This window comes from Achromobacter sp. 2789STDY5608615 (genome assembly GCF_001298995.1).
In the GTDB taxonomy this organism is placed as follows: Bacteria; Pseudomonadota; Gammaproteobacteria; order Burkholderiales; family Burkholderiaceae_B; genus Achromobacter; species Achromobacter insuavis.
In genome coordinates this window covers 1-24,483 of the sequence record NZ_CYTY01000038.1, presented here as the reverse complement: position 1 = coordinate 24,483, position 24,483 = coordinate 1, and the positions used below count along the sequence as shown (strand labels likewise).

The window sequence follows — 24,483 nt, the reverse complement described above, 5'->3', positions numbered from 1 at the left end:
GGGGAGGGGGGCCGCCGGGCAAGCGGTGCGGGCATGGGGGTTGCTGTAGAGCAGGAACAACTGGAACAAAGGAGTGAACCCCATGAAAATCCGTGCGTTGACCTATGCCATCGTAGTGGCTGCCAGCCTGGGCGCCTCCGGCGCCGTCCTGGCCCAGTCGGCCAGTCCCACTACGCCTTCCTCCACGCCGAACGAAGGCACCGCGGTGCCGCCCAACCGGCCGGTGCCTCCGGGCCAGATGGCGCCCGCGCCGAACGCGGCGCCCAATACCCAGAGCATGCCGCCGAACGTCGACAAGCATGGCTCGTCGTCCTCGACCAAGCGCAGCGGCGAGATGCCCAACCGTTCCCGCGAGGCCAATGACAACGTGCCGCGCACGCCTGCCGGCGGCGCCGCGCCGCCTCCGGGCTACCCGAACACGGGCGGCAGCAAGTAACGTGGACCTGGCGCCGCGCGCGCCTGGCGCGCGCGGCGCACGTTCGCGACGGCAAGCCATCGTCCCGGACGGCGCGGCACATCGCGCATGAGGCGTATCGCCACGCCCCATGCGCGGTTTTTCGTGGCGCTGGGGAAAAATGGCTATGTCAATGCGCGCGCCGCAACTCGGCGGGGGGCAGGCGCAACTGGCCGCGATACTTGGACACGGTGCGCCGCGCGAGCACGATGCCGTTGGTGGCCAACTGCTGGGCCAGCGCAACATCGGACAGCGGCATGGCCGGATCCTCGGCCTCGATCAGTTCCTTGATCAGCGCGCGCACCGCGGCGGCCGAACAGGTGCCGCCGGAATCCGTGGGCAACTCGCGCGAGAAGAAATGGCGGAACTCGAATACGCCGCGCGGCGTGACCATGTATTTGCCGACGGTCGCGCGCGACACGGTCGATTCGTGCATGTCCAGGTCGTCGGCCACTTCCTTGAGCATCAAGGGGCGCAGCGCGACCTCGCCGTATTCGAAAAAGGTCTGCTGGCGCTTGACGATCGCCTCGGCCACGCGCTGGATGGTGGTGTAGCGCTGTTCGACATTGCGCACCAGCCAGCGCGCTTCCTGCAATTCCTGCGCCATGGGGCTGCGGTCGTCGAGCCGCGCGCGCCGGAACAGTTCGGCATAGACGTGATGCAGGCGGGCCTGCGGCATGGCGCCGCGATTGGGCAAGACGCGCCAGCGCGAACGCCACTTGTCGACGAACACGTCAGGCACCACGTACGCCGGCGCCTGGTCGTCGTAGCGGCGGCCGGGTTTGGGGTCGAGCGCGCGGATCAGCGCGCAGGCATCGCGCAGGGCGTCTTCGGAGCAGTTCAGCGCGCGCCGCAGGCCGGCGGCATCGTTCTTGGCCAGCCGGTCGATCTGCTCGCGCACGATGCGCAGCGCCAGCGCCCGCAGCGATGCCTCCAGGCCGGGGGCGGCCTCCAACTGCAGCGTCAGGCATCCCTGCAGGTCGCGCGCGCCCAGGCCCGGCGCATCCAGTTGCTGCACCAGGCGCAGCGCCGCCAGCCATTCGCTTTCCTCGGGCGGCGGGGTGAAGTCGGGGCTGAGCGCGCCGCAAAGGCCGGCCAGCGGGGTGCGCAGATAGCCGTCCTCGTCGAGCGCGTCGATGATGAATTCGGCCAATAGCCGGTCGCGCGGCCCAAGCCGGTAGTTGCCCAGATCGCGCGACAGCTTTTCTCGCATGGATACCGGCGCGCTGGCCCATTGGCTCAAATCGTGGTCTTCGCCATCGCCGCGGTGGGATGCGGGATAGTCGCCGGAGTACTCGGACGCCGTTGCCGGCGACTCGGGCGGCGCATCTTCGCCCTGGCCGGGGACAGGCTCCTCGGTGACGCCGGGGGCGGACGGCGAGGCCTGCGCGGCGTCACGGCCGGCGGGGGCCGGGTCCGGCGCTTGCTCTTCCGCTTCCTCGAGAAAGGGGTTGGTGGCCAGCGCCAGCTCGACCGCTGTGGTGAATTCCAGCGCCGACATCTGGAGCAGTTTGACCGACTGCTGCAGCCGGGGGGCCAGGGTCATCTGCTGGCGCAGCCGCAATTCTTGCATCGGGTGTCCCAAGGGGCTCTCCTGCAGCGGCCGCCGGAACGGCGGCACATTCTTGGATTCATGCAAGAACCATGCCAACCCCTGCGCGTGGCGGCGGGACCGGCGCCACGGCGGGCGCCTGCCTGACGGGATTACAAGCAGACGGTAAATATTGCGCGCGGCCGGCGCCGGGGGGGGCGCTCGGGCAAGGGGGCTTGCGCGCCCGGCAGCGAGGCGGGTTTCAGGGCCGCGAGGGGGCGCCGGGGTCCTTCTCGTAGACGTCCAGACGGTTGTAGAGCGTCTTCAGGCTGACGCCGAGGGTCTCCGCCGCCAGCCGCTTGTCGCCGCCGTGATGGGCCAGGGTGGCCAGGATGAAGTCGCGCTGCGCATTGCCGAGCGCCGTGCCCACCGGGAAGTTCAGGCTGCCATCCTTGAATTCGGCGTGCGGCGCGGCGCGCGGGCGCGGCAATTCGGTGTCCAGTTCATCGTCGCCGAGAATGTAGGCGCGTTGCACCGCATTACGCAGCTCGCGCACATTGCCGGGCCAGTCGTGGCGGCCGATGGCCTGCAGCATGCGCGTCGAGAAGGTCTTGCGGGTGCCGTGCTGCCGGTTCAGTTGGTCCAGGAACTGCCGCGCCAGGATCGCCGCATCGCCGTCGCGCTCGCGCAGCGGCGGCACGCGCAGCGGAATCACCAGCAGGCGGTGGAGAAAGTCCTGCCGCAATCGGCCGTCGGCCACCGAGGCGGCCGGGTCGCGGTTGCTGGCGCACAGGATGCGCGCGCTGGCCCGCAGCAGATCGGTACCGCCGACCTGCTGGTAGGTGCCGGTCTCCAGCACCCGCAGGAAATGCACCTGCATGTCGGGCGGCATTTCGGTGACCTCGTCCAGGAACAGCGTGCCGCCGCTGGCCGATTCGAAGTACCCCGCGTTCTGAGCCACCGCGCCGGTGAAACTGCCCTTTTCGTGACCAAATAATTCGGCGTGCGCGAGCGAGCCGCTGATGGCGCCGCAATTGACCGCCACAAAGGGCTGTCCACGGCGAGCGCTGGCCTCGTGGATGGCGCGCGCCACCACTTCCTTGCCTGCGCCGCTTTCTCCCACGATGAAGACGCTGGCGTCGGTTTCGGCCGCCAGGCGCACCTGGGTGGCCAGCTTCTGCATGATGGGGGACAAGCCGGTGACATTCATATGCGGCCATGGTAGAGGTCGGACGCCTGCCTGGATGCGACCAGTTGCAAGTAATCGAAAATGTTGGTGGATCACATCGAATATTTGCGCCAAACCGGGCCGGCTTGGCTATGCTCGACAGTGGTCGCACAGGCAGCGGGCGCCGTTGCCCGCGTCGTGGCTCCAGGAGACGCAATGCCCCATCTGCTGATCGTCGACGATGACGATGCCATCCGTGAAACCCTGGCCGAATTGGGCCGTGACAGCGGGTTCACGGTGGCGCTGGCTGCCAGCGTGAAAGACGCGCTGATCCAGCTCGAGCGGCAGGCGCCCGATCTGGTGCTGACCGATGTGAGGCTGCCCGAGGGCAGTGGCATGGACATTTTCAAGAACGTCGCGGCGGCCAGCGCCGAAGTGGTGGTGATGACGGGCCATGGCACCGTGGACAACGCGGTCCAGGCCCTGCGCCTGGGCGCCACCGATTACCTGGTCAAGCCGATCTGCATGGATCGCCTGAATGGCATCCTGGCGCGCATCATGCTCAATGCCGGCGGCGAATTGCCGGGCGTGCCGTTCGAAGCGCCGGGGCGCTTCGGCAAGATGTATGGCAGTTCGGCCGTGATGCGCGAACTGTACCGCCAGATCGGCCGGGTCGCGCCCACCGGCGTCACGGTGCTGCTGGTCGGTGAAAGCGGCACCGGCAAGGAGTTGGCCGCCCATGCCATCCACGAATTGAGTTCGCGCCGCCAGCGGCCCTTCATCGCGGTCAACTGCGGCGCGATTTCGCCCCACCTGATAGAAAGCGAGATGTTCGGTCACGAGCGCGGCAGCTTCACCGGCGCGGACCGCCAGCACAAAGGCTATTTCGAGCGCGCCGATGGCGGCACGCTGTTCCTGGACGAGGTCACCGAAATGCCGCTCGACCTGCAGGTGAAATTGCTGCGGGTGCTCGAGACCGGCCAGTTCATGCGGGTCGGCACCAATCGCGAGATCGGCTGCGACATCCGCATCGTCGCCGCCACCAACCGCAATCCGGAGCAGGCAGTGCAGGAAGGCAAGCTGCGCGAAGACCTGTACTACCGGCTGAACGTGTTCCCGCTGGAACTGCCGCCGCTGCGCGAACGCGGCGAGGACATCCTTTTCCTGGCCGAACGTTTCCTGCTGGCGCAGAACGAAGAGACCGGCCGCGCCAAGGTGTTTTCGACGCGCGCGGCGGCCGCCTTGTCACAATACGAATGGCCCGGCAACGTGCGCGAGTTGAAGAATTTCGTGCGTCGGGCCTTCATCATGGCCGAGGGCGACGAACTGGATACCGATCTGCTCGCACCCCAGGTGTCGCCCAGCGGCGACCTGGCGGGCGGGCAGGTCAGCGTGCCGGTCGGCGAGACCTTGGCCGAGGCCGACCGCCGCCTGATCCTGGCCACGCTGGAACGCTGCAAGGGTGTCAAGAAGCAGGCCGCGGCCGTGCTGGGCATCAGCCCCAAGACGCTCTACAACCGGCTCGAGGAGTATGCCGCGGCGGGCTATGCGCTGCCCGGAGAGGGATCGCCAGGCAGCGAGTGACGCGCCGCGCCGGCGCGGCGTCACTTGCCGTAGCGCGTTTTCAGGTCCGCCATGCAGGTGTCCTTGGCGTTGCCGGACAGCGCGTCGCATTTCTCCTTGCCCACCTTGTAGTCGGCATCGTTGCGCGTCTTGGCGGCGTCATGGTTGGCTTCGGCCTTTTCCTTGCCGGCCTTGGCATCTGCGCGGGCCTTGTCGCGGGTGGCTTCGGCCTGTTGTTGGCAGACGTCCTTCTGGTTGCCCTTCATCCCGTCGCATTGCTTTTTGTCCATTTTGTATTGGTTGTCGATCTGTTCGTTACTGCGCACTGGCGTCGAAGCGCCCGCCGCGGTCTGCGCGAAAACAGGCGCGGCCAACGCGGACAGGCACAGAGCGGCGGCGGGGACAAGCGTCAGGGACAGGCGGATCTTGGACAGATTCATGGATGACTCCTTGGAGTGGCGGTGGCCGGGGGATGGCCGCCAGCCGTCCTCCGAGCAAGTGGCGTGCCCGTCGCGGCTCGGGCACGCGGGTTGCGTCAGCCCGGGGCGAGGGCGCCGGCCTCCCGGCGCCGCGCTTCAGGAGACCGATATGAGCAAGCCCGACAACGGCAAGACCGGCAAGGCCAACACCGCGCAAAGCGATACCGACGCGGCGCATCGCAGCGGCCAGTTCGGCGCCGACGAACCCGGCCGCGAGGCGGCGCCGAAGCCCGAGCGCGGCGCCGACAAGCGTCCGCATCCCAACGGACCGGAATACGAGGAAGGCGGGCAGTATCCCGGCACCCGCAAGCCCGGCGCGCAGCGCTGAGGCGCGGGGTCAGCGCTCCTCGGCGGCCAGCCGGAACAGCAGCACCACGCAGTGCAGCGCGGCCAGCCCCACCAGGCCATAGGCGACGCGGCCGGCCATCGGCCACGGCAGCAGGCGCGCGAAGGCATCGAGATTGACCGCCGCGATCAGCCCGCTGTTCAGGCCGCCGGCCACCAGGACGACCAGCGCCACCCAATCCATCGGCCGCAGGCCGGTCGCGCCGTCCGTCTGCCGCAGCGTGACGTCGCCGTCCGCGGCCAAGGCAAGCTCGTCATCGTCGCCATAGCTGTGCATGCGTCCCTCTCGTGCCGGTGGCCGTGGCATGCGCCGCCGGCGATGTTGCCGCGCGTCGCGGCGTCAGGCGGCGTGCTCAGCAAATGGCGTGCCGCGCGCGCGGGCGGGCATGGCAGTTGCTGCCCGCAGGTATGGCCGATGGCGGGCCAAGCTGATAGGAGATTGCCATGTCCCTGATCGTTGCCGCACGCTTCCAGACGTTCGACGAAGCCAGCGAGGCCGCGCGGCGCCTGCGCCTCGAAGGATTCCCCGAAGACGACTTCCATACCTTCTACATCAACACCGCCGGCGAGCATGCGCGCTATCCGCTGGGCGGCGACAGGGCCGCGGACCCGGATGCGCGCGGCGCTCACCTGGGCGCGCTGGCGGGCGCTTCGGCGCTGGGCCTGCTGTTCGCCCTGGCGGGCGGCCTGGCCGCGGTCTGGTCGGGCGCGGCGACGCTGGTGGTGGTGGCGGCGGCCGGCGCCGGCGCCTATCTCGGGGCCTTGGGCGGCGCGTTGTGGGTGACCGGCAAAAGCCGGCGCCGCACCGCCGTGACGACGCCGCAGGGGCATCCCACGGTGCGGCAGGCCGGGGTCATGCTGGCGTTGCCGGTGGCGCCGGAGCGCGAGCAGGCGGCGCGGCGCGTTCTGCGCGAGGCAGGCGGCCATGACATCGAACGCGCCCACGGGCGCTGGCTGGAGGGCAAGTGGGAAGACTTCGACCCGCTCGAGCCGCCGCGCCACGTCGAAGCGCCCACCGTCACGCAATGAGCCGCCGCGCCGGGCCGGGCGACAGGCTCCGGGCGTGGCAAGGAGACGGAAATGAAACCGAGAATCCTGCTGCAAGCCGCGTTGGCGGCATGTCTGTTCGTTCTGCTGGCCGCGCCGCTGGCGGCCCGCGCCGCGCCGTTGACGCCGGCCGACAGCCATTTCCTGCAGGCGGCCGCGGCGGCCGGCGCGTTGCAGATGCAGGCGGCCCGGTTGGCCGGCGAGCGCGCCTCCAGCACCGAGGTGCGCGCCTTCGCGGACAAGATGCAGACGCGTTATCAAGCCTTGGATGCCGACCTGCGGCAACTGGCCCGCGACAAGCAGCTGACACTGCCGACCAAGGCCGAACCGTCCGACCAGCGCGCGCTGCAGGCGTTGGCCGACAAGCGCGGCGCGGCGTTCGACGCGCTTTATGTCGATCAGGTGGCGCTGCAGGCGCACGAGAAGGCGGAGCGGCTGTACCGCACTGCGGCTGGCCGGCAAGGGGGCGACGCGCAGGTGCGAGAGTTCGCCGTCCGCAACCAATCGGTGCCGGCCGACTTCCTGACGTTGGCGCGCGCGCTCAAACGAGATCCGGCGACGGACGCCGGGCAGGGCGGGCCGCCCGCCGGCCGCGGCGAACCCGCGCCGGTGTCGCCGGCCGAGCGCACCGCGCCGGCCTCGGTGGCGCCGCAGTAACGCGCCAATGCGGCGGCGCCGGGCAGGGCGGGCGCCGCGGCGCTCAGTCGCCCGCGCTGCCGGTGATCGGCAGCACGATCCCGGTGATGTAGCTGGCGCAGCACGGCGCGGCCAGGAACACGTAGGCAGGAGAGATCTCTTCGGGCTGGGCCGGCCGGCCCAGGTCCGTGTCCTTGCCGAAGGACTTGATCTGCTCGGCGTCGCGGTCCGCGGGATTCAGCGGGGTCCAGACCGGGCCGGGCGCCACCGCATTGACGCGAATGCCCTTGTCGGCCAGATTGGCCGCCAGCGAACGGGTGAATGCATGGATGGCGCCCTTGCTGGCGGAATAATCGAGCAGCCCGGCGCTGCCGCGCAGGCCGGTGACGGAACCCGTGTTGATGATGCTGGCGCCCGCCCGCAAATGCGGCAGCGCGGCGCGGGCCATGTAGAAATAACCATGGATGTTGGTGCGCAGGGTCTTGTCCCATTTCTCGTCGCTGATGGCCTCCAGCCCGTCGTCATGGTCCTGGAACGCGGCGTTGTTGACCAGCACGTCGAGCCGGCCGAAGGCCTGCGCCGCCTGCGCCACGGCCTGGTTGCAGAAAGCCGATTCGCGCACGTCGCCGGCGATCAGCAGGCAGCGGCGGCCTTCGGCCTCGACCGCGCGCCGGGTTTCGCGCGCGTCGTCGTGTTCGTTCAGATAGATGATGGCGATGTCGGCGCCTTCGCGCGCGAACAGCACGCTCACCGCGCGGCCGATGCCGGAATCGCCGCCGGTGACGATGGTGGCCATGCCGGCCAGTTTGCCGCTGCCCTGGTAGTCGGGCGCCAGGTATTGCGGGGCCAAGGCCATTTCGCCTTCCCTGCCGGGCTTGGACAGGTGCTGCCCGGGCATGGGGGGGACGGGATGAGGCCGGCTGCCGGTATTGCTGGGTGTGGACATGCGGATCTCCCTGAATGATGGTGGGACGCCGTGGCGTCATCGGGAGGATCGAGCAAATGGTGTTCCCGCGGGCGCGGCCCGGCCCGGCCGCACCCGCCGCCGCCGGGCCCTGGGCGGCGTTATTGCCGGCCGACGATCACGCCGAACAGGAATGCCGCGCCGGCCACCAGGCCGATGGCCTGCCAGGGGCGGGCGTGGATGTATTCCTCGGTGCAATCAATGGTCTCGCGCACCATGTCCTGGGCGCTGTCGGAGGCATCGCGCAGGCTGTGGCGGGTGTCGCGCAATTGCTCGGCAAGGCGTGCCTTGAGCGCTTCCAGGTCAGTGCTGGTGGCGTCGCTCAAGGTGGCTTCCAGCTCGTCGATCCAGCTTTCCGGATGGCGCCTGCGACGGCGGGCGGCGCGGTCGTCGGGGCCGTTCTCGGGGAAGTCCGAGGGGACGGGAGTGTGGTTGTTGGCCATGAATAGCTCCTGCTGTTAGCGTTGGCGAAGGCATGGCCGCGGTCCGCTGCGGGCGCGGCGCATACAAGGAAGGTGGCACGGATCAGCGCCTGCCGGGGTCTTGCATTGCATCTCGTTGTGAATGTTCGTTTTACCCACGAACTTGCATCCCTGCGCGCGTTGCCACATCCGCTTGCAATTTGGGCAGGGGCGGGACGGCGTGCCGACCCGGCCGGCCTGACCGGCCGCGTTCAGGCATCGCCCAGAAAGGCCAGCAGCCGGCGTTCGTCGGCGTTGAGCCCGCGGGCCCCCGTCGGCGCGGCCGTCCGTGGCGGCAGGCGCCCGGCCAGATAGGACTCGATGATCGCGGGATGCACGTAGCAGGCGCGGCATACCGCAGGCGTATTCGCCAGCCGCTGTGAGACCTGCCGGATGACCTCCACCACTTCCTGCCGGGCCTGCCGTTCGTCTTGGCGGGGGCGCGCCTGCAAGGCCGCGTAGGCCAGCACCGACCCAGCCCAGGTGCGATAGTGCTTGGCGGTGAAATCGGCGGCCCCGGCTTCGCGCAGATAGGCGTTGACCGCCTCCGAGTCGATCGCATGGGCCTCGCCGGCCTCATCCAGATACTGAAACAGCTGCTGTCCGGGAATATCCAGGCAGCGTTTGATGATGCGCGCGATGCGGCGGTCCTTGACGGTGACGTCGTGCGCCACGCCGCTCTTGCCGCGAAAACGCAGGCGCAGGCGGTCGCCGCTGACACGCGTGTGGCGCCGCGTCAGCGTAGTCAGCCCATAGGAGCGGTTGGCGCGGGCGTATTCGCGCGCGCCGATGCGGATCAGCGTGTCTTCCAGCAGACGCACCACCACCGCGATCACTTTGGCGCGCGGCAGGCCGGACGCCTGCAAGTCGCGCGCCACCTGGCGCCGGATGCGCGGCAGTTGCGCGCCGAACGAACTCAGGCTCTGATACTTGTCGGCATCGCGCAACTGCGCCCAGGCGGCGTGGTAGCGGTATTGCTTGCGGCCACGGGCATCGCGCCCGGTGGCCTGCAGATGGCCTTGGGCATGCGGGCAGATCCACACGTCCTCATAGGCCGGCGGGATCGCCAGCGCGCGGATGCGGGCCAATTCGGTTGCGTCGGTGATGCGTCTGTCGACGGTGTCGAGGTAGTGGAAGGTCGTGCCATTGACCCGCACCCGACGGTAGCCGGGGCCGGTGTCATCCATGTACACGAGTTCGTCGTTGGCGGGGCGGGCCGCCGGCGCCCGGCTGCGGTTTGCCATGTCCTCTCCTGCGCGTCGCCGCTGCGCCGAGCAAGTGGCGTGCCCGCCGCGCGCGGCGGGCGGCGGTCCCCGGGCACGCCACTTGCTGCATGGCGTGCTGCAACCAGGGAGCATTGCATGACGCATTCATTACAGGACTTCAACGTGGCCATTCTGGTGACAGATGGCTTCGAACAAGTGGGGCTAACCGATCCGCGCGACGCGCTGCAGCAGCAGGGCGCGCGCACGGTGGTCGTTTCGGCGCGGCGCGGGCCGGTGCAGGGCATGCGCCACAACGACAAGGGCGATAGGGTCGAGGCGGACCTGACCTTCGCCGAGGCGAATCCGGCGTCGTTTGACGCGGTGCTGCTGCCTGGCGGCGTGATCAATGCCGACGAGATCCGGCTGCATTCGCAGGCGCGCGCATTCGTGCAGGCCATGCACGAGGCCGGCAAGCCGCTGGCGGTGATCTGCCACGGTGCCTGGCTGCTGATATCGGCGGGACTGGTCAAGGATCGCAAACTGACCAGTTGGCCATCGCTGGCCGATGACCTGCGCAATGCCGGCGCGCGGTGGGTGGACGAGGAAGTGGTGGTGGACGGCCGCTGGATCAGCAGCCGCAAGCCGGACGACATCCCCGCGTTCAACCGGCAGTTGTTGCGCGTTTTCGCGCTGGCGCGCCATTGATGCCGGCGTGGCGCGAGCAGGAGCGCGGCCTGGAATGGTCCGGCCGCGCAGCAGGTTGCGTCTTCAAGGAGAACGCCATGTCAGACCTTCTGTATTTGCATGTCCCGCCCAAGCCGGACCCCATTCCGCCCGGTTCGCCGCCCGGCGACCTGCCGGTGGACCCGGATACCGACGAGCCGGAAGTGGACCTGCCGCCGCTCGAGCCGCCGTCGCCGCGCGGCAAGCGGACGACCCTTCACTGAGCGCCGCGACGCTCGCCCCAGCCACCAAGAACAACTCCCGGAGTCATCATGTCCACCATCCTGTTGATCATCCTGATCCTTTTGCTCGTCGGTGCGGTGCCCGCCTGGCCGTACAGCCGCGGTTGGGGCTATTACCCCAGCGGCCTGCTCGGCATTGTGCTGATCGTGCTGATCGTATTGTTGCTGACAGGCCGCTTGTAGCGCCTCGGCGCCCGATCCGGGCCCGGCCCGTTCAGGCGCGCCGCGCCGCCCGCGCGCGCGCCTGCGCGGCCTGCCGGCCGCGGTGCTGCAGCCGGCGGCGGCTGATCCAGATGACCAGCCCGGTGACGAAGAACAGCAGGGGCAGCAGGCCCAGGAAGGCGGTCAGGACGCGGGTCGGCAGGCCATAGAGGCTGCCGGAATGCAGCGGGAACATCACCGCCAGGAAACGCTGGGCGGCCGTGCCCGATATCGGATCGGCGCGCGACAGCAGATCGCCGCCGCGCATCGCGATGAACATGCGCAAGGTGCCGACCGGCTGCCAGTCGTCGGCGCGGCGCACCCGCGCCTGGTAGACGCCGCGCGCGGGGTCGCGCCGCAGCATGACCAGCGTGGCGTCCGGCGGCGCCAGCGCGCGCGCCCTGGCGGCGGCGCCATCCCAACCGATCTCCGCTTCGCCCGCGGCCAGCGGCGCCTGCGGGGCGGCGCGCGTCTCGGGCGGCACCGTCGCCACGCTGGCGACCAGTTGGCGGCCCAGTTGCGGCAATCCCATGAAGAAGCCGCTGCCGGCCACCACCAGCAGGAACAGCGCCGCGACCAGCCCCGCGGCGCGATGCAGCTCGTAGCTGGTGCGGAAGGCGCCGACGCCGCGCGTCACCGTGACCGAGCGGCGCCAGTGTCCCGGCCGCGGCCAGGCCAGGTAGAGGCCGGCCAGCAGCAGCGCCACCCAGACGACGGCGAGCCAGCCCAGCACTTCGCGGCCGGTCTTGCCTTGCAGCAGGGTCATGTGCCAGCGCAACAGCAGCGGCATCAGGTGGGCGCGGTCCAGCGTGACGGCGTCGCGGTCGCGGCTGGCCAGCAGCTGGCCGGAGCAGGCGTCCACGCCGGCCTCATTGGCGGCGGTCGAGGCATGCTTGAATTGCACCCGGTAGCTGTCGGCCGGCGCCTGGGGCAGGGTGATGGCGGCGATCGCGGCGCCGGGCCAGGCTTGCTCGACCGCGCGGGCGGCAACCGAGGGCGGCAACGGCGCGGCGCAGACGCCCGCCGTGTTGCGCAGCATGGCAGCGTTCAGCCAGCCGTCAAGCTCGTGGTCGAAGGCCAGCAGGCTGCCGCTCAGGCCCGCCAGCACCAGCACGCTGCCGAGGATCAATCCCGTCCAGCGGTGCAGGAATGACAGGGCGGAGCGCAGGGGCTTGCGAAGCTTGGCTTTCATGTGGCGTTCAATGACGGCAGCGGCGGGTGGCGCGCAATTGTACCGAGGCGTAATATCTGGCGGCGCTTTTTTGGCGCCATTCCAGTCTCACCGCCTCCGACCCGTAGCGACATGAAGATCCCCCTGTTGATTTTGATTGAAAGCGCGCACGATTTCCTGCCGGTCATCGAAGACCGCGGCTTTCGCTGCATTCTTGCCACCACGCCCGAGAAGCGGGCCCAGGCCATCCGCGACCACGCTGACGAGATCCGCGTGGTGCTGACCCGCGGCGCCACCGGTTTTTACGCCGAGGAAATGGCCGCGCTGCCCAAGCTCGAGCTGATCTGTTCGCTGGGCGTCGGGTTCGAGAACATCGATGTGGCCGCCGCCCGCGCGCGCGGCCTGCAGGTGACGCACGGCCCCGGCGCCAACGCCACCTCGGTGGCCGATCACGCCATGGCGCTGCTGCTGGGCGCCGCCCGTCACCTGCCGCAGGCCGACGCCTGGGTGCGCCAGGGGCATTGGAATGGCTTCATGGGGCCGCAGGTATCGGGCAAGCGCCTGGGCATCGTGGGACTGGGCACCATCGGCCTGGAGATCGCCAGGCGCGGCGCCAATGGCTTCGGCATGACGGTCGGCTACTACAACCGGCGGCCGCGTCCCGAGACCGGCTACGCCTATTACGACAGCCCGCGCGCGCTGGCCGAGGCCAGCGACTTCCTGGTGGTGGCCACGCCGGGCGGCGCCGATACGCGGCACCTGGTGAACGCCGCCGTGCTCGACGCGCTCGGGCCGCAAGGCTATCTGGTGAACATCGCGCGCGGCAGCGTGGTCGATACCGAGGCGCTGATCGCGGCGCTGGCCGAACGCCGCATCGCCGGCGCCGGGCTGGACGTGGTCGAAGGCGAACCGGTGGTGCCGCCGGCGCTGCTGAAGCTGGACAACGTGGTGCTGACCCCGCACAGCGCGGGGCGTTCGCCGGAAGCGGTGTCGGCGACGGTGGCGCTGTTCCTGGAGAACGCCACCGCGCACTTCGCCGGCAAGCCGGTGCTGACGCCGGTGCCGCAGGGCTGAGGCGCCGCCGGCGTCAAGCGGAGGTCAGTGCGAGAACATGATCGGCACGGTCATGCTCCTGAGGATCGACGCCGTGGCGCCGCCCATCGCCCATTCGCGGAACTTGCTGTGGCCGTAGGCGCCCATCACGATCAGGTCGGCGCTGTAGTCGGCCGCCGCGTTCAGGATGGTGCTGCCCACGCCGACGCCCTTGATGTCGCGGCGCACGTGGTCCGGCGCCGGCATGCCCTGGGCGATGCAATAGGTGGCCAGGTCCTCGAACGGCACGGCCTCGTCGTCGCGGGTGGCGGCGCCTTCGTCCATGGTCAGCACCACCAGGTGCGAGGCCAGGCGCAGCAGCGGCGCGGCGTCCGCCAGCGCGCGGGCGGCTTCGCGGCTGCCGTCCCAGCAGTACAGCACGCGTTCGCCGACCACCGGGAAATCGCCGCTGGACGGCACCACCAGCACCGGCCGGCCGGCGCTCAGCAGGGTCTGTTCGACGAATTCATTCTCGTGCACGGCCTCGACGTCCTCGCGGTTCTGCTGGCTGACCACCAGCAGGTCGCTGGTGCGGCCCAGCCGCGCCATGCTGGCGCTGGGCGAGCTGGCGCCGGCGCGCACCGCGGCCGGCACGTCGGCCGCGGCCACGGTTTCCAGGAAGGCGTTCTGCACCGCGCCGCGGTTCTGCGCCTGCAGGTCGCGCATCACGTTGAGCGTTTTCGACATCATCACGGACTCGCCGTAGTAGTACTGCGGCGGGGCCGAACTGGCATAGATGCCGACCAGTTCGGCCTGGTGGCGCCTGGCCAGGGCCAGCGCCACGCGGGTGCGGCGGGGGCAATCGAATCCGTGGTCCAGGTGGACGGAAATGCGGCGATACATGGCGGCCTCCTTTTGAGCGCGGTAGGCCTCCATCGTTGCGCGTTCCGGGCATTCCGCCCTTGATGCGCGTCAAGCGCCCCGCAGTTTGGCGGGGTTGCCGCAAGCGGCCGCGGGCAGCGGGCGTGTCAGGTCTGTTGCACGCGGTCGCGCAATTGCCGCACCTGCCGCGCCTGCTGGGCGATGCGGTCGAGCGGACCGGCCAATGCCGGCGCGGCGGCGTTGACGGCGGCCGGCACCGCCAGTTGGCGCAGTTCGACCACCGGGGCCGGTTCCTGCGGATGCAGGGCGTGCGCCAGCGCCAGTCCGTAGTCGCGCAGGGCCGGCGCGGCCGCGCTGTCCGGCGCCAGCGCCGGCTGGATCTCAAGCACGGTGCCGGCGGCGGTGACGCGGCGCATCGCGTTCAGCAGGTTGACCGCGGTGTCCACCTTGCGGTCGCGGTGCACGGGGTTCTGCTGCAGCCGCTGCAATGCCGCCTCGGCGTTGTCGGCGGCCAGGCAGGCCTGGCGGCGCAGGCCGACGATGTCGGCGGAGGCGGCCGCGCCGCTCTTGTCGGCCGTCAGGGCCCGCGCATAGTCGGCATGGCGTTCCAGCGCGCGGGTGAGCGCGCCGGCCAGCTGGCGCGGTTCCTTTTCCGGCCACACCAGGAAGCCCACCAGCAGGGCCAGCACGCCGCCCAGCACGCTGTTGAAGGCGCGCAGGGCCGCCAGCATCGGCTCGTAGATGTCCGGCTGCTGGATATGGCTGACCAGCACGAACTGCGAGGTCAGGAAAAAGGTGAACAGCGCATAGTGGATGGTGCGGGCCGCGAACGTGCCCAGCGCGATCGGCAGCACCGCCAGCGCCACCGACAGCGGCGTGCTCAGCAGCAGGCCCAGCAGCGAGGCGCCGACGGCGCCGGCCACGCTGCCGATCACGCGCTCGACGGTGCGCTGCCAGGTGGTGGCGAAATAGGGCTGCAGGATGAACACCAGCGTCAACGACATCCAGTAGCCATGGTTGACGGCGAAGGTCTTGGACAGCGCCACCGCGATGGTGGCGCCGATGCCCACGCGCAGGGCGTGGCGAAAGGCATCCGACTCGAACCGCAGGTTCTGCCGCAGGCTGCGCCAGGCCTGCCGCGCCGGCGAATCGGCGCGCGCGGCCAGGGCCGGCGCGGCGGGCGCGCCATCCTGGTCGAACAGCGCCTGCATGATCGCCTGGGCGGTCTGCTGCAGGCGGTCCAGCACCGGCACCATGGTCGCCAGGTCGGGCGCGTAGGCCATGGCGGCGCCGCGCAGTTCGTGCAGGCCGGCGCCGAAATGCGCCAGCCGCTCGCGCAGGCAGTCGGCCTGCCTGGCGTCGCTGACGTCCGAGGTGCTGGCGATGGCGTTGGCGACGCTGGCGTAGCGATGAAAGGCGTGTGACAGGTTGGCGCCGGCCGAGCGGCCGAGCCAGCGCGGGGCGTTCGATTCCAGCAGATCGGCCGCGGCCACCAGGGCGATGAAGCTGTCTTCGGCGCTATCGAGCAAATAGAACAATTGCTGCGCGCGGGCCTGGCGCGAGGGCCGCGCGTCCTGCACCTCGCGGATGCGCACGCGGGCCGCCTCGAGCGCCGCGCGCATGCCGCTGCGCTGGGGACGGGTGACCGCGCTCCAGGCCTGCGGGCCGGCGGCGGGCGCCAGGCCCGAATACATGCGCGCCAGCGCATCGGCGAAATCGGCCAGGCCGCGATAGCAATGCGCCACCGCGTGGGTCGCGTCCTTCCAGGGACGGCGGCGCCACACCAGCGCGGTCATCAGGATGGCCCAGAGCGCCCCGGCGACGAAGAACAGGGTGTACGACAGGCTGGCCGCGAGCGTCGGCGCCGGCAGCTCGGCCGCCACCACGAAGCCGGCCGACAGCAGCGTGCCGACGATGGCCGCCGCCGGGCCCAGCACGCGCAGCAGGCCGCCGAAGGTGCAGCAGACGAAGGTCAGCGGCAGCAGCAGCCACAGCGTGTGCGCGCTGGCGCTGGCCAGGAAGCAGAACAGCGCGCCGATCAGGCCCAGCGCCAGCATCGACGCGGCGCGTTGGCGCAGCGGACCGCCCGGGTCGCCGAAGCAGGCCCAGAAGGCGGCGATGGCGGTCCAGCCCAGGCGCGGCTCGTGCGCCAGCACGGCCAGGATGACGGGCGCGGCGCTGATGGCCGCGGCTTGCAGGGCGTCCAGCCAGAGGACGTGGCGCAGGGAAACGCGCCAGCGGGAGAGCAGGGTAGTCACGCGAAAACCGGGTGGAAAATGAGGCCGGAGCGGCGGAAAAGTCGCAACGCTACCATGTCGACAAGGACAAAGAGCAGTGATTCATCGGAGCGTCCAAATATTGCGGTTTTCATGAATCTGAATGGCCTGAATACCACTGGTTACACATGTGTGACTTTGGTGCCGCAGCGGTGCAAAATACTCTGGAGTAAATGCGCAAAATCGCATAAAAAAACATTGGCGATCGAATACGCTGGGTAGTACACAAGGCAGTAAGAAGCAAGGTAGCAAGATATTCCTGCAGGCCGACTGTGAATACTCATGTCCAATGTGCCCCGCTCTGCGCCCGGACAGCGCAGGCCGTACTCCGGGGACTTAAGGAGCGAACATGACGCCAACTCACGAGGCTTCCACAAGCTCGGTGGTGAGCGACGACGAAGTCGCCGCCATGATTACCGGCAAAGAAGGATTGCGGGTGCTGCTGCAGCCGCAAGTCGACCTGTTGACCGGCCGCATCGTGTCGGCCGAGGCGCTGGCGCGCTGGCAGCATCCCCAGCTGGGCGTCGTCATGCCCGCTGAATTCATTCCCGCCGTCAACCGGCTCGGGCTGGACCGGATCCTGTTCGAGCGCGTGGCGCAGCGCGTAATCGACATGTTGCAGAGCATGCGCCGCACCGGCATGGCGATTCCCATCGCCATCAACGCGCCGGCCTCGACCCTGTCCGACGAACGCGCGGTCGAATTCCTGCTGGATCGTATCCACGTGGCCGAACTGCCGGCGTCGCTGCTGCGCGTCGAACTCACGGAAGACCAGCCCATCAAGGAGCTGGAAGCCTTGCGCGCCACGCTGGAACGGCTGGAGCAGGCCGGCTGCGAGGTCAGCCTGGACGATTTCGGCACCGGCCACGCCTCGTTGAAGCTGCTGTCGGCCATTCCCTTGTCCGAGGTCAAGATCGACCAGTATTTCGTGACCCGCATGCGCCGCAGCGCGGTCGCCTTCGAGGTGCTGCGCACCGCCGCCGAGCTGGCCACCCGGATGGGCTGGCGGGTGGTGGCCGAGGGGGTCGAGAACGTGGCCGACGTGCCGGCGCTGCGCGCCGCCGGCTGCCGCTATGGCCAGGGCTACGCGCTGGGCCGGCCGATGCCGCTGGATGACCTGATGATGCGGCTGCGCGTCCAGCGCGACCGCGGCGAACCGCTGGCGGCGCCCGCCAGTTACGCCTCCGCCTGGCTCGATGCCTTCGATCCGCAAGACGCCGAGAACGGCCTGCCGGCGCACGTCACCACGCAATAGCCGCGCTTTTTACTTCCCGGGTCCTGAAATTACCGGTGCCGCATCGTGCGCCGGGGCGGCGCGCGCGCCGCGCCCGGGCGGGCACGGCAGTTGCTATGACACCCCTGGCGGAATGGTTCCGCCTACTAGGAGATTTGTCATGGCAAACCCGAATCAGCCCGGCCAGCAACCCGGCCAGCAACAGCAGCCGCAAAAGCAGCAGTCGCAGGAAAATCCGAAGGACCGCAGCCAACCGGGCCAGCAACAACCCGGCCAGGGCGGCCAGCAGATGGACAAGGACCGCAATCCGGCGCAGCAGCCGGGCCAGTCCGGCCAGCGGTCGCAGACGCAGCGCTGATGCGTTGACGGGCCCGTAGCAAGCCCGCGATCCGGCCGCCGCGCCGGCCGGCACAGGGTGAGTGGCGACGACGCCCGCGCGGGGAAACCCGGCGCGGGCGTCGTCGCGTCGCGCCGGTTTCGGCCCTGATCGCGATGCACTGGTGCCGCCATATGCCTTGCGCCATGGCGCGCGGGTCGCTAAGGTGCCAGGCAGGGCCGCCATGAGGCCCGCCGGAACGCGGCCGCGTTTCGCGCATCGCCAACAGGACCATCCATGGGTAACGCCTCCGCCATGCCGCGCCGTTCGTTCGCACGCAAGCTCCTGATCGCGCTGGTGCTCGCGGTGCTGCTGTTGGGGGCCGTGGCCTGGATCGGCATGCGCGTCATCGAGCGCCACATCGCCGGCCTGCTGGGGCCGCGGGCCCAGGTGGGGGAGGTGCGGCTGGGGTTCGACGCAGTGGTGCTGACGGACGTGAAGATCACGGGCGCCGAGGGCGTCGCGCCGGCCAGCGCGCGGCGCGTAGTGGCCGAACCCGACTGGGGCTCGCTGCTGCGGCGCCAGCCCGTGTTCCACAAGATCACCATCGAGGGGTTCGATTTCGCCGTGCTGCGCGCGCCCGACGGCGACATGCAGATTTCCCCGGCCCTGCAGGCGGCCTTGCGCGAGGCCGACGGCGACGGCGGCCAGGCGCGAGCCAGGGGGCCGGTCCGGGCCGACGACATCATCCTGGACGGCGGCCGCCTCGACTTCATCGACTCGGCCATCACCAGGCCGCCGCACCGCATTCCGTTCGAGAACGTGTCGGCGCGCCTGCATCCGCTGGTGCTGCCGGCCGACGGCCAGCAGAGCCAGATGGAATTCAAGGGCTCGGTGCGCGACAACCGCAGCGGCGCGGCCACGGTGCAGGCGCGCGGCTCGCTGGAAGTGGGCGGCAGCGACGCCGACATGACGGTCGCGGTGCGCAACATGGATATCCGCTATGCCGCGCCGTACCTCGCGGAGAACGGCGCCGGATCGCTGGCCGGCGGCGCGATGGACCTGGACATGCGCACCGCCATCGCCAAGCGGCAATTGAACGCGTCGGGCGTGGTGGCGCTGCATGACCTGAAGTTCAGCGGCGACGGCTCGCTGTTCTCCTTGCCGCGCAAGGCGGTGCTGGCCGCGCTGGAAGACCGCAAGGGCACGCTGCGCATGGAGTTCAAGCTGGCCGGCAGCCTCGACAATCCGAAGTTCTCGGCCTCGCGCGGTTTCGCGGCCCAGATCGCGCGCGGCTTCGGCCGCGCCATCGGCGTGGGGGACGAGGGCGCGGCCGGCGGCGTGGCCGGCGCGGTGAAAGACCTGGGCGACGCGATCTCCGATCTGTTCACCCAGTGAGTCAGAAACGGTAGTTGGCGCTCAGCTCGACCCGCCGGCCTTCGCCCAGCAGCCATTGCGTCTGGTTGTAGTAGGCGGTCTCGGCATACTGGCGGTCGAACACGTTGAAGGCTCGCAGCGCCAGTGTCAGGTCGCGCCGCGGCTCCCATTGCAGCGCCAGGTTGGTGGTGGTGTAGCCCGCCATTTCCAGCCGGTTGGCGGCATCCGCGAAGCGGCGGCCGACATAGCGCAGGCCGGCGCTGGCGGTCCATTGCTGCGCGAACTTCCAGCTGACCCAGGCGTTGGCCACGCGTTCCGGCACGTCGGTGGGGACGTTGCCGGCGCGCGATACCGCCACGCCGTTGGCCGATTCGCTGAAGTCGTCGTAGCGCGCCCGCAGCACGGCCGCGTTCAGGTCCACGCGCCAGGCCGGCGTCAGTTCCACGCCCAGCGTGGCTTCCAGGCCGCGCGACGACTGCTCGCCGACCTGGATGCGCAGCGTCGGGTCGTTGGGATCGCGCGTCACCAGGTTGTCCTTGCGGATATGGTAGGCCGCCAGCGTCCATTGGCCCTTGTCGTCCCAGAAGGTCTGCTTCACGCCGACCTCGACCTGGCGGCCCTTGGACAGCTTGAAGTCCTTGTTGGCCGGCGACAGCAGCAGCAGGCTGCCGATCGGATCGGCGGCCTCAGCGTACTGGCCGTAGACGGACAGCGTCGGCAGCAGGTCGTAGACGGTGCCGATGCGCCAGCCGACGTTGTTGAAGGTGGTGTCGAACGCGGTCTGGTCGGCGACCAGGTCGCGTCGTTTGAGGTCGATGTGGTCGTAGCGCAGGCCCGCCAGCACCGACCAGCGGGAGGTCAGCATCAGGCGGTTCTCGGCGAACAGCGCGTATTGGTTGGCGCTGTTGCGATAGCGCGGCGTGGTGCCGGCGACGTTGATGAAGCGGCCGTGATCGACGTCGTACGGGTCCACCAGCGAGGTGCCGGAATACGGCGAATTGTTGGTGTGCTTGAACGTGGCGTGGTTCAGTTCGAAGCCCACCGCCACCTTGTTGGCCAGGCCGAACAGATGGCCGTCGAAGGACGCGTCGGTGACGTTGCCGACCTGTTGCTGGTCGTGGCGGATGTCGGTGTAGGCGCTGCGCTGGATCAGGCCGCTGGCCGGTTGCCAGGTGTAGTTCTCGGCGTCGCGGTAGTCGCGGTCGCTGCCGATGTAATAGACGCGGCTGCGCACCAGCGTGGCCGGGTTCGGCGACCATTCCGCCTTCAGGTCGGTGCGGCTGTCGCGGTAGATGATCTTGCTGTCGGCGACGTTGTAGTTCTGGCGCCGCAGGTCGTAGTCGATCTTGCCGTCGATCAGCGGCGTGCCGAAGTAGCGCGTCGGCTCCTGCCAGGCGTAGGCCTGGGTCAGCGTGAAGTTCAGCTCGGGCGACACGTCCAGGCGCAACGCGGCGGTCACCGCCAGGTCGCGCGCGTCGCCCAGGCTGATGCCCGAGTTGCTGTGGTTGCCGCTGATGTCGAGCCGGTACGACCACTTGTCGTCCAGCGCGCCGCCGCTGCCAAAGCCCAGCCGCTGGGTGTCGTGGGTGCCGACGGTGGTCTGGATCTCGTTCTCGATCGGGCCGCGGGTGGGTTTTTTCGGGATCACGTTGACCACGCCGCCGATGGCGCCTTCGCCATACAGCACCGAGGCCGGGCCGCGCAGGACCTCGATGCGCTCGACCGCCCACGGGTCGTAGAGGAAGGTCTGGCCGACGCCGCCGAACTGGCGCACGCCGTCGAACAGCTGGGCCACCGAGTTCGAATCGGTGAAGCCGCGCGACGACAGCGACGAGCCGCCATTGCCAGGATGGCGCATGGCGCTGATGCCGGCGGCCTGGGTGATGGCGTCGGTGACGTTGACCGCGCCGCGCGCGCGCAGCTGTTCGTTGCTGATGACGTCGATGCTGGCGGGCGTGTCGAACGGCCGCAGGCCCAGCAGGGTGCCGGTGCTGGCCTGTTCCAGCAGGGTGGCCAGGGGCGTGTCGCCCGCGACCGAGATCGCCGGCAGGGTGGCGACGCCGGACGCCTTGGCGGCGGGCGGCGAGGAAGGAACCTGCGCATGCAGCGCGGGCGTGAAGGCGAGCGCGGTCCAGACGACCACGCGCCGAGGCAGGACGCGGCGCGTCCTGGCGGAAATAGAAACCATGGGAATTCCCGGTAAGCCAAGAAAGCCGCGCGAGGCGCGGCGGAACGATCAGCGGGCTACCGGGGCAGGGGTGGGGCGCGGGCGCCCAGCGGCGGGCCGGGCGGGAAACCTTCGTGGGGCGCTGGCGGCGCGCGCGCCGCCAGCGGATGGGTCATGACCGCGCCGACGGCGAGCAGCGGCACGGCCGCCGAGGGCAGGGCCACCGCCGCCAGCATCGCCCCCATGGGGCAGGTGGCGGCCTGGGCCGCGTGGCGTTCGTCGGGCGCGTCGCTGTGCTTGGACGGACCGGCCACCCAGATGGTGCCGGCGGCCGAGCACAGCTGGATCAGCGTGCCGCGCTGTCCGGTCGCCGGCATGAAACCCGGCGGCACCAGCGCCTTGAGCGCGAACAGCGCCAGCACCAGCCAGAGGCAGGCGGCGTTGCGGGCGAGGGACGGGAACGGGCGGCGCATGATCGGCGCCCATTCTAGAGGGTTTTGGCGCTGGCGTGACAGGCGCGGCAGGCCGGCGGCTGCGACCCATCGCCGCAGCGCGCGGGCCGCTACACCGTGCGCGCGGCCCAGAAGGCGGTGCGGATGCCCGGCGCGGCGGCGATCCGCGCGGTGACGCGGTCCAGGTCCAGTTCGTCCACCGAGGCTTCGCTCAGCGCCGCCTCGATCTCGACCTCGTTTTCACCGAACTGGTCGATCTTCAGCTCGGACAGGGGCAGTTGCTCGTCTTCGAGCACGTCTTCCAGCACGGTCATGGCCGCCTGGCGCTGATCGACGTGGGCGATGATGTGGATCACCGTCGTGACTTCGGTGGTCTGCGCGTCGACCGGCTGGCGGTTGACGTAGGAGACCAGCGGCCGCAGCAAGGTATTGGCGGCCAGCACGAACACGGTGGCCGCGATCGCCTCGAGGATCAGCGAGGCGCCGGCGCAGGCGCCGATGGCGGCCGAACCCCACAGCGTGGCCGCGGTGTTCAGGCCGCGGATGCTGCCGCCTTCGCGCATGATGGCGCCGGCGCCCAGGAAGCCGACGCCGGACACCACATAGGAAATCACGCGCGCGCCGCCATCGGGGCCGCCGACGCGGAAGGCCATGTCGACGAAGATGGCGGCGCCCACCGCCACCAGGGCGTTGGTGCGCAGGCCGGCGGTGCGCTGGCGGTACTGGCGCTCGAAGCCGACGATGGAGCCGAGCACGAAGGCCACCGCCAAGCTGATGAGGGTGTTGGCCAGCGGCAGCAGCTGGATGTTCTCGAAGTTCTTCATGTTGTTGTTCTCGTGTTCAGGGCATCTGCCAGACGGACGCGGCGGTCAGGATGAAAGCCAGCAGCCAGAGCAGCAGCAGGGCCGCCACCCTGGCGACGAGGAGGCATTTGTACGGGTCTTTCATGGCAGTCTCCTTTCCGTAGCTCAGGCCGGCAGCACGGCGATGCGGGCGCCGCCTTCGTTTTCCCAGTGCACGCGGCGCACGTCGGGGCTCTGGCCCAGGCGCAGGGCGATGGCGCTGAGCAGGCCGCGCAGCTGCGGCGGGCATTGCAGCGTGACCGTGGTGCTGGCGAGCTGGTCGGCTTCCTGGCGCGAGATGCGCACGTTCACGACCCGCAGGTTCAGGGCCTGCAGCTCGTAGTACAGCTGCTTGCGCAGCGCGTTCAGGGTGTCGGCGAGGCTGACGATGGTGAACTGGTAGGTCGGGGTGGCGGCCGGGGCGGTCGTGGCCGCGTCGGCGCCGCGCACGGCGGCGGCGCCATCCAGGAAGGGGAGGAATTTCTTGATGCGCATGGTCGTCTCCTGGCGGGAGTACGGTGGAAGGTCCACATGCATGCGCCGCTCGCCGGACGCGGCGCGGGCGCAACAAAGCCCGCGTATCGCGTCGGTAAGTCGGTATCGGGAGGGCGGTGGCCGGGGCAGCGCGAGGGCTGTCGGGCCAATAGCCGTGTCCTGGCTTTACGCAGGACTCGGCAGAAAACTCTGCGGATCCTGCGTCAAGCGGCGCAAGCAGTCGTGTATCGACTACATCCGTCGTTGTCCACAATGATCTCGGGGTGGTTGATGGTGCGGCAATTATAAGAAGGGATTAGGGAAAACACCAAGTAAAAAAATCAGACTTAATGAATATTGATAGGCCGTCGTGCGACCGAACCCGCGCCGTGCAGCCAGGCCCGGCGGGTGGAAGGGGAACGGCGGCCCGGCCAGGCCGCGTTTCCACGCCCCGCCCGGGAACCGGTCAGCGCGCGCCGGCGTAGTACTGGCCCAGCGCTTCGACCTCGCTGTCGGTCAGCCGCTGCGCGAAGGCGCGCATCACGCCGACATCGTCGTTCTGCCGCGAGCCGTTGCGAAAGGCGTTGATCTGGTCGGCGAAGTACTCCTTGGACTGGCCCGCCAGCCGCGGCAGCAGCGGCCCTTCGCCCATACCGCGCAGGCCGTGGCAATTGGCGCAGGCGGGCAGGGCGCGGCTGCCGTCGCCCGCCTGGTCGAGCTTGCGCGCCGCCTCGCCGCCGGCCTCGCCCACGTGTAGCGGCGGCCCCGCCAGGCTGCCGTAATAGGCCGCCAACTGGCCGATTTCCGGCTCGCTCAGGGCCTGCGCGATGGTGTTCATCAGCGGCTGCTTGCGCGTGCCCTGGCGGAAGTCCGCCAACTGCTTGGCGATGTACTCGGGCGTCAGGCCGGCCAGGTTGGGGAAGATGCCGCCGGTGGGGGTGATGCCGGCCTGGCCGTGGCAGGCGACACAGGCCTGAACGCCGGCCGCCGGCTTGCCGGCGGCGGCGAGCTGCTTGCCCGGTTCGGGGTCGGCGCCGCGCAGGTAGCCCTCCCAGGCCGGACGCGATGCGCTGAAGTCCAGCGCGCTGCGTCCGGGCACGGGCGCGGCCGGGATGGCGGTCGAAGGGGCGGGCGTGGCGGCGGGCGCCGGCGCCGCCGTGGCCGGTGCGCCCGATGCCGCGGGGGCTGCTGGCGCCGCTGGCGCCGCGGGTGCGGCTGGTGCGGCCGGCGCGGCGGGCTGG

General features: G+C 69.9%; 27 protein-coding genes. 12 read left to right on the top strand and 15 right to left on the bottom strand.

Features of this window, described 5'->3' with window-relative positions; translation table 11 throughout:
• Positions 1–82 precede the first annotated feature (82 nt).
• Positions 83–436, top strand: coding sequence for a hypothetical protein (locus AOZ49_RS25225; protein ID WP_054434931.1), 354 nt, complete (start codon positions 83–85; stop codon positions 434–436).
• Between the two features lie 148 nt (positions 437–584).
• Here the strand turns inward: AOZ49_RS25225 and AOZ49_RS25220 are convergent, their stop codons facing one another.
• A complete protein-coding gene (locus tag AOZ49_RS25220) occupies positions 585–2,027 on the bottom strand; it encodes an RNA polymerase factor sigma-54 (RefSeq protein ID WP_054478427.1) in 1,443 nt (480 codons plus the stop codon).
• A gap of 220 nt (positions 2,028–2,247) precedes the next feature.
• Positions 2,248–3,195 (bottom strand): sigma-54 interaction domain-containing protein, encoded by a 948-nt coding sequence (locus AOZ49_RS25215; protein ID WP_156355746.1) that lies wholly within the window; start codon positions 3,193–3,195, stop codon positions 2,248–2,250.
• Positions 3,196–3,369: 174 nt separating this feature from the next.
• Here AOZ49_RS25215 and AOZ49_RS25210 point away from each other — a divergent pair, with 174 nt between their 5' ends.
• Positions 3,370–4,737 carry a sigma-54-dependent transcriptional regulator gene (locus AOZ49_RS25210; RefSeq protein WP_054434936.1) on the top strand — a complete coding sequence of 456 codons (1,368 nt, stop codon included), beginning with the start codon at positions 3,370–3,372 and terminating at the stop codon, positions 4,735–4,737.
• 20 nt (positions 4,738–4,757) lie between these two features.
• On the opposite strand, the gene AOZ49_RS25205 is transcribed toward AOZ49_RS25210, so the two are convergent.
• The gene (locus tag AOZ49_RS25205) at positions 4,758–5,156 is read right to left on the bottom strand and encodes a hypothetical protein (RefSeq protein WP_054434938.1); all 399 of its coding nucleotides are present in this window, start codon (positions 5,154–5,156) and stop codon (positions 4,758–4,760) included.
• Between the two features lie 148 nt (positions 5,157–5,304).
• On the opposite strand from AOZ49_RS25205, the gene AOZ49_RS25200 reads away from it, so the two are divergent.
• Complete coding sequence (locus tag AOZ49_RS25200; protein ID WP_054434940.1) at positions 5,305–5,523, top strand: hypothetical protein; 219 nt, start codon at positions 5,305–5,307, stop codon at positions 5,521–5,523.
• A 9-nt stretch (positions 5,524–5,532) separates the two neighbouring features.
• On the opposite strand, the gene AOZ49_RS25195 is transcribed toward AOZ49_RS25200, so the two are convergent.
• Complete coding sequence (locus tag AOZ49_RS25195) at positions 5,533–5,817, bottom strand: DUF378 domain-containing protein (RefSeq protein WP_054434942.1); 285 nt, start codon at positions 5,815–5,817, stop codon at positions 5,533–5,535.
• Positions 5,818–5,984: 167 nt separating this feature from the next.
• Here AOZ49_RS25195 and AOZ49_RS25190 point away from each other — a divergent pair, with 167 nt between their 5' ends.
• Together AOZ49_RS25190 and AOZ49_RS25185 are read left to right on the top strand one after the other, a co-directional pair.
• Positions 5,985–6,569 carry a hypothetical protein gene (locus tag AOZ49_RS25190; protein ID WP_054434944.1) on the top strand — a complete coding sequence of 195 codons (585 nt, stop codon included), beginning with the start codon at positions 5,985–5,987 and terminating at the stop codon, positions 6,567–6,569.
• 51 nt (positions 6,570–6,620) lie between these two features.
• The gene (locus AOZ49_RS25185; RefSeq protein WP_054478425.1) at positions 6,621–7,244 is read left to right on the top strand and encodes a DUF4142 domain-containing protein; all 624 of its coding nucleotides are present in this window, start codon (positions 6,621–6,623) and stop codon (positions 7,242–7,244) included.
• A gap of 43 nt (positions 7,245–7,287) precedes the next feature.
• Here AOZ49_RS25185 and AOZ49_RS25180 read toward each other — a convergent pair whose 3' ends face one another.
• From AOZ49_RS25180 to AOZ49_RS25170, 3 genes are all read right to left on the bottom strand, one after another.
• On the bottom strand, positions 7,288–8,169 hold the full coding sequence (locus tag AOZ49_RS25180; RefSeq protein ID WP_054478423.1) for an SDR family oxidoreductase: 882 nt from the start codon (positions 8,167–8,169) through the stop codon (positions 7,288–7,290).
• Positions 8,170–8,288: 119 nt separating this feature from the next.
• Complete coding sequence (locus tag AOZ49_RS25175; RefSeq protein ID WP_054434950.1) at positions 8,289–8,630, bottom strand: ElaB/YgaM/YqjD family protein; 342 nt, start codon at positions 8,628–8,630, stop codon at positions 8,289–8,291.
• A 230-nt stretch (positions 8,631–8,860) separates the two neighbouring features.
• The gene (locus tag AOZ49_RS25170; protein ID WP_054434952.1) at positions 8,861–9,892 is read right to left on the bottom strand and encodes a DNA topoisomerase IB; all 1,032 of its coding nucleotides are present in this window, start codon (positions 9,890–9,892) and stop codon (positions 8,861–8,863) included.
• A gap of 117 nt (positions 9,893–10,009) precedes the next feature.
• Between AOZ49_RS25170 and AOZ49_RS25165 the strand changes: the two genes are divergently transcribed.
• The 3 genes from AOZ49_RS25165 to AOZ49_RS31965 all read left to right on the top strand — a co-directional run bounded on the left by AOZ49_RS25165 (position 10,010) and on the right by AOZ49_RS31965 (position 11,001).
• On the top strand, positions 10,010–10,558 hold the full coding sequence (locus tag AOZ49_RS25165) for a type 1 glutamine amidotransferase domain-containing protein (RefSeq protein WP_054478421.1): 549 nt from the start codon (positions 10,010–10,012) through the stop codon (positions 10,556–10,558).
• A gap of 77 nt (positions 10,559–10,635) precedes the next feature.
• The gene (locus tag AOZ49_RS33095) at positions 10,636–10,800 is read left to right on the top strand and encodes a hypothetical protein (RefSeq protein WP_180180300.1); all 165 of its coding nucleotides are present in this window, start codon (positions 10,636–10,638) and stop codon (positions 10,798–10,800) included.
• A 48-nt stretch (positions 10,801–10,848) separates the two neighbouring features.
• Positions 10,849–11,001 carry a DUF3309 family protein gene (locus AOZ49_RS31965; protein WP_049073601.1) on the top strand — a complete coding sequence of 51 codons (153 nt, stop codon included), beginning with the start codon at positions 10,849–10,851 and terminating at the stop codon, positions 10,999–11,001.
• Between the two features lie 31 nt (positions 11,002–11,032).
• On the opposite strand, the gene AOZ49_RS25155 is transcribed toward AOZ49_RS31965, so the two are convergent.
• Positions 11,033–12,211, bottom strand: a complete 1,179-nt coding sequence (locus AOZ49_RS25155; protein ID WP_054478419.1) for a PepSY-associated TM helix domain-containing protein — start codon at positions 12,209–12,211, stop codon at positions 11,033–11,035.
• 111 nt (positions 12,212–12,322) lie between these two features.
• Between AOZ49_RS25155 and AOZ49_RS25150 the strand changes: the two genes are divergently transcribed.
• Positions 12,323–13,264 (top strand): 2-hydroxyacid dehydrogenase, encoded by a 942-nt coding sequence (locus tag AOZ49_RS25150; RefSeq protein WP_054478417.1) that lies wholly within the window; start codon positions 12,323–12,325, stop codon positions 13,262–13,264.
• Positions 13,265–13,288: 24 nt separating this feature from the next.
• On the opposite strand, the gene AOZ49_RS25145 is transcribed toward AOZ49_RS25150, so the two are convergent.
• Positions 13,289–14,125, bottom strand: coding sequence for a universal stress protein (locus AOZ49_RS25145; RefSeq protein ID WP_054434974.1), 837 nt, complete (start codon positions 14,123–14,125; stop codon positions 13,289–13,291).
• Between the two features lie 125 nt (positions 14,126–14,250).
• Positions 14,251–16,362: an FUSC family protein gene (locus tag AOZ49_RS25140; RefSeq protein WP_054434963.1), complete on the bottom strand. Its 2,112-nt coding sequence runs from the start codon at positions 16,360–16,362 to the stop codon at positions 14,251–14,253.
• A 367-nt stretch (positions 16,363–16,729) separates the two neighbouring features.
• On the opposite strand from AOZ49_RS25140, the gene AOZ49_RS25135 reads away from it, so the two are divergent.
• The 3 genes from AOZ49_RS25135 to AOZ49_RS25125 all read left to right on the top strand — a co-directional run bounded on the left by AOZ49_RS25135 (position 16,730) and on the right by AOZ49_RS25125 (position 19,328).
• Positions 16,730–17,635 (top strand): EAL domain-containing protein, encoded by a 906-nt coding sequence (locus AOZ49_RS25135; RefSeq protein WP_054478415.1) that lies wholly within the window; start codon positions 16,730–16,732, stop codon positions 17,633–17,635.
• Between the two features lie 139 nt (positions 17,636–17,774).
• Entirely contained in the window at positions 17,775–17,972 is a 198-nt protein-coding gene (locus tag AOZ49_RS25130; RefSeq protein WP_054478413.1) for a hypothetical protein, read from the top strand.
• A gap of 255 nt (positions 17,973–18,227) precedes the next feature.
• Positions 18,228–19,328, top strand: a complete 1,101-nt coding sequence (locus tag AOZ49_RS25125) for a DUF748 domain-containing protein (RefSeq protein WP_054478411.1) — start codon at positions 18,228–18,230, stop codon at positions 19,326–19,328.
• A 1-nt stretch (position 19,329) separates the two neighbouring features.
• Here AOZ49_RS25125 and AOZ49_RS25120 read toward each other — a convergent pair whose 3' ends face one another.
• The 5 genes from AOZ49_RS25120 to AOZ49_RS25100 form a co-directional block, all read right to left on the bottom strand.
• Complete coding sequence (locus tag AOZ49_RS25120; RefSeq protein WP_197286775.1) at positions 19,330–21,495, bottom strand: TonB-dependent receptor; 2,166 nt, start codon at positions 21,493–21,495, stop codon at positions 19,330–19,332.
• A gap of 56 nt (positions 21,496–21,551) precedes the next feature.
• Positions 21,552–21,947 carry a DUF2946 family protein gene (locus AOZ49_RS25115; RefSeq protein ID WP_054434968.1) on the bottom strand — a complete coding sequence of 132 codons (396 nt, stop codon included), beginning with the start codon at positions 21,945–21,947 and terminating at the stop codon, positions 21,552–21,554.
• 89 nt (positions 21,948–22,036) lie between these two features.
• Entirely contained in the window at positions 22,037–22,750 is a 714-nt protein-coding gene (locus AOZ49_RS25110) for an MgtC/SapB family protein (RefSeq protein WP_054434970.1), read from the bottom strand.
• A 144-nt stretch (positions 22,751–22,894) separates the two neighbouring features.
• Entirely contained in the window at positions 22,895–23,263 is a 369-nt protein-coding gene (locus AOZ49_RS25105) for a hypothetical protein (RefSeq protein WP_054478409.1), read from the bottom strand.
• A 445-nt stretch (positions 23,264–23,708) separates the two neighbouring features.
• Positions 23,709–24,483 (bottom strand): c-type cytochrome (locus AOZ49_RS25100; protein WP_054478456.1); only part of this gene is annotated, 775 nt, incomplete at its 5' end.